Origin of the sequence: Cellulomonas sp. ICMP 17802 (assembly GCF_041295535.1) — a bacterium.
Taxonomy (GTDB): domain Bacteria; phylum Actinomycetota; class Actinomycetes; order Actinomycetales; family Cellulomonadaceae; genus Cellulomonas.
Genome location: NZ_JBGFQZ010000009.1, coordinates 106,921 through 116,811, shown reverse-complemented (window position 1 = coordinate 116,811; position 9,891 = coordinate 106,921). Strand labels below are relative to the sequence as shown.

Genomic DNA, 9,891 nt, shown 5'->3' with positions numbered 1-9,891 from the left:
CGGGGCGATCGGGTCGGGGCCCGGCTCGTCGGGCGGCGTCGGGGCCGGGCGGACCACGGCGTGGCGGCCGGTGTCCGGCACGGGTTCCCCGCGCCCGGCGACGGGCGACGTGCCCGTGCTCGCGGGCGGCTCGGGCGTCACGGCGGGCTCGGTGTCGACGGCGGGCTCGGCGGTGGTCCCGGAGTCGGGCACGGTCGGCTCCGTCGGGGCCGGCGGGTCCAGGGTCTCGACGGTCGGCGCGACCTCGTGGGTCGGGGCGTCGGCGGCGCCGGGCGTGGTCTCCTCGATCGAGGCGGCCGTCTCGGCGGCGGCCGGAGCCGCGTCGTCGGCGCTGCCGGCGCTCCCGGGACTGTCGGCGCTACCGGGGCGGTGCGGGTCGGAGGTGCTCATGCGTGCTCCTCGGGCTTTCCACGCGGGTGCGGCGTCGGTCGACGTCGCTCTCACGTCACCGTATTGCCAGCGGCTCCCGGTCGCCGGGCAGCGCGGCCGAGTCGGACACGTCGGACTCGTCGGCGGAGGGCGTGACGGGGGTCCGCGGGCGCCCGCGGTACGCGTACGCGGCTCCCACCAGGATCCCGCCACCGATCAGGTTGCCCAGGCCCACGAGGGCGATGTTCCGGGCCATCTCGGCGACCGTCGCACCGGGAAGGCCGCCGTACAGCCCGAGCGAGAACGTCGTCATGTTGGCCACGACGTGCTCGAAGCCCGAGGTGATGAAGACCATCACGCAGCCGAACACCACCGCGATCCGCGCGCTCTCGCTCTGCAGCCGCGCCGCGCACCAGACCGCGAGGCACACGAGCAGGTTGCACAGGATCCCGCGGACCAGCAGCTGCGGTGCGGTCTCGGCGGCCTTGTGCTCGATCATCCCGGCGAGGACCGCGCCGCCGGGGGTGCCGGGCGCCAGCACGCCGGACAGGTGCACCAGCAGCGCGAACACCATCGCGCCCGCCAGGTTGCCGACGAGGCAGGCGAGCAGGGTCAGGCCGGCCCGCCCCCAGCCGATGACGCCGCGCAGCGCTCCCTGCGTGAGGATCATCATCGCGGACGTCGCCAGCTCGGCCCCGGCGATGAGCACGACGGTGAGCGCGACGCCGAACACGAGCCCCTGCACGAGCGGCGTGAACCCCGAGCCCGCGGCGGCGAGGGGGCCGCCGGCGGTGGCCATGATGAGCACCCCGATGCCGATGTAGGCGCCGGCCAGCATGGTGCGGACGAGGAACAGGCCCGGCTCGGCGGTCAGCTCCACCTTGTGGTGGGCGGCCTCCGCGTGGGCGTCGACGGCGTCAGGGATGCTCAGCACCCGTCCATGGTCCCGTGGGGTGGCGCCGACCACGGGGGCCCAAGGGCCCGGGAATCCCCGACGGCCGGCGACGGTTGCGACCGCACGTGACCCTCCTCTTCTCCCCGCTGACCCTCCGGGGCACCACGTTCGCCAACCGCGCCTGGCTGGCGCCGATGTGCCAGTACTCCGCCGTCGACGGCAGCCCCAACGACTGGCACCTGGTGCACCTGGGTTCGCGGGCGTCCGGCGGGTTCGGCCTGCTGATCGCCGAGGCCACGGCCGTCGTGCCCGAGGGGCGCATCTCGCCGCAGGACACCGGCCTGTGGCACGACCTGCACGTGGCGGAGTGGCGTCGGATCACCGACTTCGTGCACGAGCGCGGCACCAAGATCGGCGTGCAGCTGGCTCACGCGGGCCGCAAGGCCTCGACGTTCTCCCCGTTCGCCGACGGGCGCGGCTCGGTGCCGCTCGACCAGGGCGGCTGGGCGACCGTCGGCCCGTCGGCGTCGGCGTTCCCGGGCTATGCCGAGCCCCGCGCGATGACGCTGGACGAGATCACCGCGATCCCCGCCGCGTTCGCGGCCGCCGCGCGCCGCGCCGACCACGCCGGCTTCGACGTGGTCGAGCTGCACGCCGCCCACGGCTACCTGCTGCACCAGTTCCTGTCGCCGCTGTCCAACCAGCGCGACGACGAGTACGGCGGCGCGCTGGAGAACCGCGCGCGGCTGCTGGTGGAGACCGCCGACGCCGTGCGCGCCGCGTGGCCCGACGACAAGCCGCTGTTCGTCCGGTTGTCCGCCACCGACTGGGTCGAGGGCGGCCTGACCGTGGACGAGGTGGCGCAGGTGGCCAAGGAGCTGGGCGGCCACGGCGTCGACCTGGTCGACGTCTCGTCGGGCGGCAACGCGCCCGCGAGCATCCCGGTCGGGCCCGGCTACCAGGTGCCCGCCGCCCGCGAGGTGCGCGAGACGTCGGGGCTGCCCGTGGCCGCGGTCGGCCTGCTCACGGACCCGGCGCAGGCCGAGGCGGTCCTGGCCGACGGGTCGGCGGACGCGGTCCTGCTGGGACGCGAGGGCCTGCGCGACCCGTTCTGGCCGCTTCGCGCTGCGCACGAGCTCGGCGCCGCCGACGACGCCGCGTGGCAGCCGCAGTACGCGCGCGCGACCTGGGCGTGACGGCGTGGGCGTCGACTGGGACGAGCGGTACTCCGCGGCGGAGCGGGTCTGGAGCGGTGAGCCGAACGGCTCGCTGGTGGCGGGCGTCGCCGGGCTGACCCCGGGCCGCGTGCTCGACGTCGGCTGCGGCGAGGGCGGCGACGCGGTCTGGCTGGCCCGCCAGGGCTGGGCGGTGACCGCGCTCGACGTGTCCGCTGTTGCGCTCGACCGCGCCGCGGCGCACGCGCGGGACGCCGGGGTCGCGGTCGAGTGGGTGCACGCCGGCCTGGTCGAGGCGGGCCTGCCCGCCGGCTCCTTCGACCTCGTGTCGCTGCAGTACCCCGCGCTGCTGCGCACCCCGACGCACGACGCCGAGCGCTCGCTCCTCGACGCCGTCGCGCCCGGCGGCGTCCTGCTGGTGGTGCACCACGCAGACGTCGACCGCGAGGAGGCCCTGTCCCGGGGCTACGACCCCGACGACTACGTCGGTCACCAGGACGTCGTCGACGCCCTGGGCGACGGCTGGTCCGTCGAGGTCGACGAGCGGCGCGCGCGAGCGGTGCCGACGAGCGGCCAGGCGCACCACCACGTCGACGAGGTCCTGCGGGCCCGCCGCCTGGCGTGAGCTAGAGGTCGAGCGCTCGAGCGATCGGCACGCCGGGCCGATAGGCCAGGTGCCGGTGGCTCGGCGCGTCGAGCACGGCGAGGTGCGCGCGAGCGCCCGGGCGCAGGTGGCCGACGTCGTCGCGACGCAGGGCGAGCGCGCCGCCCAGCGTCGCGGCGCGGACCGCCTCGGTGACCGTCATCCGCATCTCGCGGACGGCGAGCGCGATCATCAACGGCATCGACGTGGAGTAGCAGGTGCCGGGGTTGCAGTCGCTGGCCAGCGCCACCACGACGCCCGCGTCGAGCAGGCGGCGGGCGTCCGGGTACGGGGACCGCGTCGAGAACTCGACCCCCGGCAGCAGGGTGGCCACGGTGCCCGAGCCGGCCAGGGCCGCGACGTCGTTGTCCGACACGTAGGTGCAGTGGTCGACACTCGCGGCGCCGAGCTCGACCGCCAACCGGATCCCCGGGCCCGGCGCGAGCTGGTTGCCGTGGACGCGCAGGCCCAGGCCCGCCGCGGCCGCCGCCTGCAGCACGGCCCGGGCCTCGTCGCCGTCGAACGCGAGCGGGCTGGCCGGCTCGCAGAACACGTCCGCCCAGCGGGCGTGCGGCGCGCAGGCCGCCAGCATCGGGCCGATCACCAGCGCGAGGTAGTCGGCGCGGTCGACGCCGGCCGGGACCACGTGCGCGCCGAGGAAGGTGGTCTCGGGGGTGACCTCGCGGGCCAGCCGCAGCAGGCGCACCTCGGTGTCGACGTCGAGGCCGTAGCCGCTCTTGATCTCGAGGGTCGTGGTGCCCTGTCGGCCCGCCTCGTCGACGAGCCTGCGCAGCCGCGCCCGCAGCTCGTCGTCCGAGGCCGCCCGGGTTGCCGCGACCGTCGTCGCGATGCCGCCGCCCGTGTAGGTGGCGCCCACCATGCGGGCCTCGAACTCCGCCGACCGGTCGCCGGCGAACGCCAGGTGAGTGTGGCTGTCGACGAAGCCGGGGATCACCGCCGCGCCGCCCAGGTCCGTGCGCCGGTCGGCGGCGGGGGCGTCGCGGGCCGCCCCGACCCAGGTGACGACGCCGTCCTCGGCCACGAGCGCGGCGTCGGGCAGGGGCCCGCCGAACCGGTCGTCGTGCGTGGTCAGCTCGCCGATCCCGGTGACCAGGTGGGACGTCATCGGGTCTCCTCCCAGGCGGCGCGGACGGCCGTGCCCAGCATCGCGCCCACGTCGCCGAGCACGTGGCGGCCGCCCTCGACCCGCACGACCCCGCCCACCACCACGGTGTCGACGTCGGCGCCGCCCGCGACGAGGACCAGCTGCGCGGGGTCGGCGCCCGCCGTGCCGGGGGTGTCGGTGCGGACGGCCACGAGGTCCGCCCGGGCCCCGACCGCGAGGCGGCCGCCGGTCGGGTCGCCGAGGCTCGCGTGGCCGCCGGCGGTGAGGAGGTCGACCAGCTGCGCGGGCGTGAAGACCCCGCGGGACTCGCCCGACAGCCGCTCGTGCAGCTCGACCGTCCGGGCCTCGGCCAGCAGGTCGGTGCGGACGTGCTGGTCGCTGCCGACGCTCAGGCGGGCGCCCGCGGCGTGCAGCAGGGCGCCGGGCGCGATGCCGTCGCCGAGGTCCTGCTCGGTGGACGGGCACAGGCAGACGCCCGTGCGCGTGGATCCCAGGATCGCGACGTCCTCGGGCGTGACGTGGACGGCATGGATCGCGGTGGTGTCGGGGCCGAGCGCGCCCGCGTCCTCGAGGACCCGCGTGGGCGTCGCGCCGAACGTGGCCAGCGCCTGCTCGTTCTCCAGCCGCTGCTCGGACAGGTGCACGTGCAGCGGGCGGCCCGTGGCGTGCGCGGCGATCGCCGGGATCGCGTCCAGCGGGACGGCGCGGACGGAGTGGATCGCCGCGCCGACCGTGAGGGTCTCGTCCGGGCGGATCGCGGCGACGCGGGCGGCCCACGCGTCGGCGTCGTGGTCGCCGAACCGCAGCTGGGCGCCCGCCAGCGGGGCGTCGATCCCGCCGGTCAGGTAGGCGGTGTCCAGCAGCGTGAGGCGCAGCCCGGCGTCGTGCGCGGCGGTGCGCAGCGCCTCGGCCATGACGTTCGGGTCGTCGTACGGCGTGCCGCCGGGCGCGTGGTGCAGGTAGTGGAACTCGCCGACCGCGGTGACGCCCGCGAGCACCATCTCGGCGTACGCGGCCCGGGCGAGCGCCAGGTAGGTGTCGGGGGTCAGGGTCGCGGCGAGCGCGTACATCCGCACCCGCCAGGTCCAGAACGTGCCGCCGTCGTCGTGCGTGCGGCCCCGCAGCGCCCGGTGGAACGCGTGCGAGTGCGTGTTGGCGAAGCCCGGCAGCACGACGCCGGGCAGGCGGTGGTCGCCCGGCTCCGGGGCGGTGCGCTGCGCGACCGCGACGATCCGGCCGTCGTCGACGGAGATCCGGACGTCGGCCGCGAGCCCGTCGGGCAGCCACGCCTGCGCCGCCCAGTACGTGGTCACGAGAGCAACCGTGCCAGGACGGCCGTGAGCGCGTCGATGCCCGCCAGGCAGTCCGCCTCGTCGGCGTCCTCCGCCGGGGCGTGCGAGATGCCCGAGGGGTTGCGCACGAAGAGCATGGCGGTCGGGATCCCGGCCGCGGCGAGGATGCCGGCGTCGTGGCCGGCGCCGGTGCCGAGGCGCGGCGGGTGGTCCAGGGCGCCCGCGACGGCGTCCGCCAGATCGGCGTCGAGCACCGTGACCGGGGTCCACGACTCCTCCGCCGGGGCGTAGTCCCGCAGCGCCGCGAGGACGGCCCGCACCGCGCTCTCGTCCTCCGCCCGGACGTCCAGCCACGCGGTGACCTGCGACGGGATCGCGTTGACGCCGTTCGGGTCGACGCGCAGCTTGCCGACGGTCGCGAGCGCGCCGGCGTCCTGGGCGGCCGAGCGGACGTGTCCGATGAGGCCCGCGAGCTCGAGCATGGGGTCGCGGCGGTCGGCCAGCGGGGTGGTCCCGGCGTGGTTCGCCTGGCCGCGCAGCTCGACGCGCCAGCGGCCGTGCGGCCAGATCATCCGGCCCACGCCGACGGCGTCGCCGGTGTGCACGAGCCCGCGCCCCTGCTCGACGTGCAGCTCGACGAAGGACCCGATCCGGCGCAGGGTCTCGTCGTCGCGGCCCAGCGTCCGGGGATCGCGGCCCGCGGCGGCCAGCGCCTCGGCCATCGTCACGCCGTCGGCGTCGCGGAGCCCGCGGGCACGGTCGGCGTCGAGGACCCCGGTGATCAGCCGCGACCCGGCGCAGGCGACGCCGAACCGCGCGCCCTCCTCGTCGACGAAGTTGGCGATGCCGAGCGGCTTGGTCGGGACGAACCCGCGCGCCCGCAGCGCGTCGAGCGCCAGGAAGCCGCTGACCACGCCGAGCGGACCGTCGAAGGCGCCGCCGCCCGGCACCGAGTCCAGGTGGCTGCCGGTGACGACGCCCGGGGTCGCGTCGGGGTCTCCCCACCAGGCCCACTGGTTGCCGGCGCGGTCGGTGACGAGGTCGAGACCGCGGGCCGACGCCTCGCCGGCGAACCACTCGCGCAGCGTGTGGTCCTCACGCGTCCACGCGAAGCGGCGGTACCCGCCGTCGTCGGCCCTCCCGACAGTCGACAGGTCCGACCACGTGCTCGCGAAGGTCACGCGCCACCCTCCCGCATCGGCACGCGCAGCCCGTTGGTCGCCGCGACCTCGTCGGCCCGCGGGTAGCCCGCGTCGACGTGGCGCAGCACGCCCATGGCGGGGTCGTTGGCCAGCACGCGCGCGAGCTTGCGGGCGGCGAGCTCCGTGCCGTCCGCGACCGACACCTGCCCGGCGTGGATCGAGCGGCCCATGCCGACGCCCCCGCCGTGGTGGATGGACACCCAGGTGGCGCCCGACGACGCCGCGACCAGCGCGTTCAGCAGCGGCCAGTCGGCGATCGCGTCGGAGCCGTCGGCCATGCCCTCGGTCTCGCGGTACGGCGACGCGACGGAGCCCGCGTCGAGGTGGTCGCGGCCGATGACGAGCGGGGCCGACACGGAGCCATCCGCGACGAGCTCGTTGAACCGCAGGCCCGCGCGGTCCCGCTCGCCGTGCCCGAGCCAGCAGATGCGCGCCGGCAGCCCCTGGAACGCCACTCGGTCCTGAGCGGCGCGGATCCAGCGGTGCAGGTGGTCGTCCTCCGGGAACAGGTCGAGCACGGCCTGGTCGGTGACGGCGATGTCGCGCGGGTCGCCGGACAGGGCCGCCCAGCGGAACGGCCCCTTGCCCTCGGCGAACAGCGGCCGGATGTACGCGGGCACGAACCCGGGGAAGTCGAACGCGCGGTCGTAGCCGCCCTGGCGGGCCTCGTCGCGGATCGAGTTGCCGTAGTCGAACACCTCGGCGCCGGCGTCCTGGAACCCGACCATGGCCTCGACGTGCCGGGCCATCGACTCGCGCGCGCGGTCGGTGAACTCCTCGGGCTTGGCGGCGGCGTACGACGCCCAGTCGGCCACGTCGACGCCGACCGGCAGGTAGCTCAGCGGGTCGTGCGCGGAGGTCTGGTCGGTGACCACGTCCACCTCGACGCCGCGGCGCAGCAGCTCGGGCAGGACCTCTGCCGCGTTGCCCACCACGCCGACGGACAGGGCCTCCCGTGCTGCCCGTGCCGCGGTGACCAGCGCGACCGCCTCGTCGAGGCTCGTCGCCACCCGGTCCAGGTAGCGCTCGCGGACCCGTCGGTGCAGGCGCTCGCCGTCGACGTCGACGATCAGGCACGCGCCGCCGTTGAGGGTCACCGCGAGCGGCTGCGCGCCGCCCATCCCGCCGCACCCGCCGGTCACCGTCAGGGTCCCCGCCAGGGTCCCGCCGAACCGCTTCGCGGCCACCGCGGCCAGCGTCTCGTACGTGCCCTGCAGGATCCCCTGCGTGCCGATGTAGATCCACGAGCCGGCGGTCATCTGCCCGTACATGGTCAGGCCCAGCTGCTCGAGCCGGCGGAACTCCGGCCACGTCGCCCAGTCGCCCACGAGGTTCGAGTTGGCGATGAGCACGCGCGGCGCCCACTCGTGCGTGGTCAGCACGCCGACCGGCTTGCCGGACTGCACCAGCAGCGTCTCGTCGTCGCCCAGCGTGGTCAGCGTCCGCACGATGGCGTCGTAGGCGTCCCACGACCGCGCCGCCTTGCCCATGCCGCCGTAGACGACGAGGTCGTCGGGCCGCTCGGCGACCTCGGGGTCGAGGTTGTTCATGAGCATCCGCAGCGGGGCCTCGGTCTGCCAGCTCCGGGCGGTCAGCGTGGTGCCGCGCGGGGCGCGGACGGGGCGGGGGCCGGCGGTCATGAGCGGGCTCCTTCGAGGGCGGCGGCGATGGTCCCCTCGCGGACGACGTCGGCCGCCGTCTCGAGGTCGGGGGAGAGGTAGGTGTCCGGGCCCGGGCCGGGGATGCCGCGCGCGCGGAGCAGGTCCTTCACCGCACCCGTGACCGGCGACGGCTGCAGGGGCGCGCGCAGGTCCTGCCCGCGCGCGGCGGTGAGCAGCTCGATGCCGAGCACGCGGGTGAGCGCGTCGATCGAGCGGCGCAGCTTGCGGGCCGCGTGCCAGCCCATCGAGACGTGGTCCTCCTGCATGGCCGACGACGGGATCGAGTCGACGCTGGCCGGTGCCGCGAGCCGCTTGAGCTCCGAGACCAGCCCGGCCGCCGTGTACTGGGCGATCATCAGGCCGGAGTCGACGCCGGGGTCGTGCGCGAGGAACGCGGGCAGCCCGTGGTTGCGCGCGACGTCGAGGAACCGGTCGGTGCGCCGCTCGGACATGCTGGCCACGTCCGCGACGGCGATCGCCAGGAAGTCGAGCACGTAGCCGACCGGAGCGCCGTGGAAGTTCCCGTTGGACTCGACCCGGCCGTCGTCGGTGATCACCGGGTTGTCGATCGCCGCCGCCAGCTCGCGCTCGGCCACGGTCCGCGCGTGCTCGAGGGTGTCCCGAGCGGCCCCGTGCACCTGCGGCGCGCACCGCAGCGAGTAGGCGTCCTGCACGCGGGTGCAGTCGGGGGTCTTGTGGCTCGCCATGATCCCCGAGCCGTGCAGCGCCGCCCGGATGTTCGCGGCGGACACGGCCTGGCCCGGGTGCGGGCGCAGGCCCTGCAGGTCGGCCGCGAACACGGCGTCGGTGCCGAGCAGCGACTCGACGCTCATGGCCGCCGCCACGTCGGCCGTGGTGAGGAGGCTGTCCAGGTCGTGCAGCGCCAGCGCGAGCATGCCGAGCATGCCATCCGTGCCGTTGATGAGCGCGAGGCCCTCCTTCTCGGTGAGCGTCACGGGCACGATCCCCGCCTCCGCGGCGGTCATGGGCGTGCCGGCGGCGTCGCGGACCTCACCCTCGCCCATGAGCGCCAGCGCGCAGTGCGCCAGCGGCGCGAGGTCGCCGGAGCAGCCGAGCGAGCCGTACTCGCGGACCACGGGCGTGATGCCGGCGTCGAGCATCGCGGCGTACGCCCTCGCGGTCTCCGGGCGGACGCCCGTGTGCCCGGTGGCCAGGGTCGAGAGCCGCAGGAGCATGAGCGCGCGGACCACCTCGCGCTCGACCTCCGGGCCGGTGCTCGCGGCGTGCGAGCGGACCAGGCTGCGCTGCAGGTCGCGGCGCTTGTCGGCGGGGATGCTCAAGGTGGCGAGGGCGCCGAAGCCCGTCGAGATGCCGTAGTGCGGTTGGGGGTCGCGGGCGAGGTCGTCGACGACGGCGCGGCCGCGGGCGATGGCCGTCAGGGCCTCGTCGGAGAGCCGGACGCCCGCCCCGTGGCGGGCGACGGCGACGACGTCGGCGAGGGAGACGGGCCCGGTGCCCACGACGACGGTGTCGGTGGCTGTGGTGGTGCTCATGGTCCATGACACCC

At 76.0% G+C, this 9,891-nt stretch carries 8 protein-coding genes and 1 pseudogene; 2 read left to right on the top strand and 7 right to left on the bottom strand.

Going from position 1 to position 9,891, the window contains the following annotated elements:
- Both AB5970_RS10030 and AB5970_RS10025 read right to left on the bottom strand, forming a co-directional pair.
- Nucleotides 1-390, bottom strand: a pseudogene (locus tag AB5970_RS10030) (hypothetical protein); the annotation flags it as partial.
- 55 nt (nucleotides 391-445) lie between these two features.
- Nucleotides 446-1,303, bottom strand: coding sequence for a formate/nitrite transporter family protein (locus AB5970_RS10025; protein ID WP_370503789.1), 858 nt, complete (start codon nucleotides 1,301-1,303; stop codon nucleotides 446-448).
- 86 nt (nucleotides 1,304-1,389) lie between these two features.
- On the opposite strand from AB5970_RS10025, the gene AB5970_RS10020 reads away from it, so the two are divergent.
- Together AB5970_RS10020 and AB5970_RS10015 are read left to right on the top strand one after the other, a co-directional pair.
- Nucleotides 1,390-2,460, top strand: coding sequence for an NADH:flavin oxidoreductase/NADH oxidase (locus AB5970_RS10020; protein WP_370503788.1), 1,071 nt, complete (start codon nucleotides 1,390-1,392; stop codon nucleotides 2,458-2,460).
- Nucleotides 2,461-2,464: 4 nt separating this feature from the next.
- Nucleotides 2,465-3,064, top strand: a complete 600-nt coding sequence (locus AB5970_RS10015; protein ID WP_370503787.1) for a class I SAM-dependent methyltransferase — start codon at nucleotides 2,465-2,467, stop codon at nucleotides 3,062-3,064.
- A 1-nt stretch (nucleotide 3,065) separates the two neighbouring features.
- On the opposite strand, the gene hutI is transcribed toward AB5970_RS10015, so the two are convergent.
- The 5 genes from hutI to hutH are packed head-to-tail and all read right to left on the bottom strand — an operon-like array spanning nucleotide 3,066 to nucleotide 9,877.
- On the bottom strand, nucleotides 3,066-4,208 hold the full coding sequence (gene hutI, locus AB5970_RS10010; RefSeq protein ID WP_370503786.1) for an imidazolonepropionase: 1,143 nt from the start codon (nucleotides 4,206-4,208) through the stop codon (nucleotides 3,066-3,068).
- The gene (locus AB5970_RS10005) at nucleotides 4,205-5,521 is read right to left on the bottom strand and encodes a formimidoylglutamate deiminase (RefSeq protein ID WP_370503785.1); all 1,317 of its coding nucleotides are present in this window, start codon (nucleotides 5,519-5,521) and stop codon (nucleotides 4,205-4,207) included. Before AB5970_RS10005 ends, hutI begins: the two co-directional genes overlap by 4 nt.
- A complete protein-coding gene (locus AB5970_RS10000; RefSeq protein WP_370503784.1) occupies nucleotides 5,518-6,681 on the bottom strand; it encodes an allantoate amidohydrolase in 1,164 nt (387 codons plus the stop codon). The genes AB5970_RS10005 and AB5970_RS10000 overlap by 4 nt, the downstream gene beginning before the upstream one ends.
- Nucleotides 6,678-8,342 carry a urocanate hydratase gene (hutU, locus tag AB5970_RS09995; protein ID WP_370503783.1) on the bottom strand — a complete coding sequence of 555 codons (1,665 nt, stop codon included), beginning with the start codon at nucleotides 8,340-8,342 and terminating at the stop codon, nucleotides 6,678-6,680. The genes AB5970_RS10000 and hutU overlap by 4 nt, the downstream gene beginning before the upstream one ends.
- The gene (gene hutH / locus AB5970_RS09990) at nucleotides 8,339-9,877 is read right to left on the bottom strand and encodes a histidine ammonia-lyase (RefSeq protein WP_370503782.1); all 1,539 of its coding nucleotides are present in this window, start codon (nucleotides 9,875-9,877) and stop codon (nucleotides 8,339-8,341) included. The genes hutU and hutH overlap by 4 nt, the downstream gene beginning before the upstream one ends.
- Nucleotides 9,878-9,891: the final 14 nt, after the last annotated feature.

What these genes read in the sequence shown, in the direction of transcription:
- hutI (WP_370503786.1), bottom strand. Translation starts at nt 4,208, where the DNA reads ATGACGTCCCACCTGGTCACCGGGATCGGCGAGCTGACCACGCACGAC.
- hutU (WP_370503783.1), bottom strand. Translation starts at nt 8,342, where the DNA reads ATGACCGCCGGCCCCCGCCCCGTCCGCGCCCCGCGCGGCACCACGCTG.
- hutH (WP_370503782.1), bottom strand. Translation starts at nt 9,877, where the DNA reads ATGAGCACCACCACAGCCACCGACACCGTCGTCGTGGGCACCGGGCCC.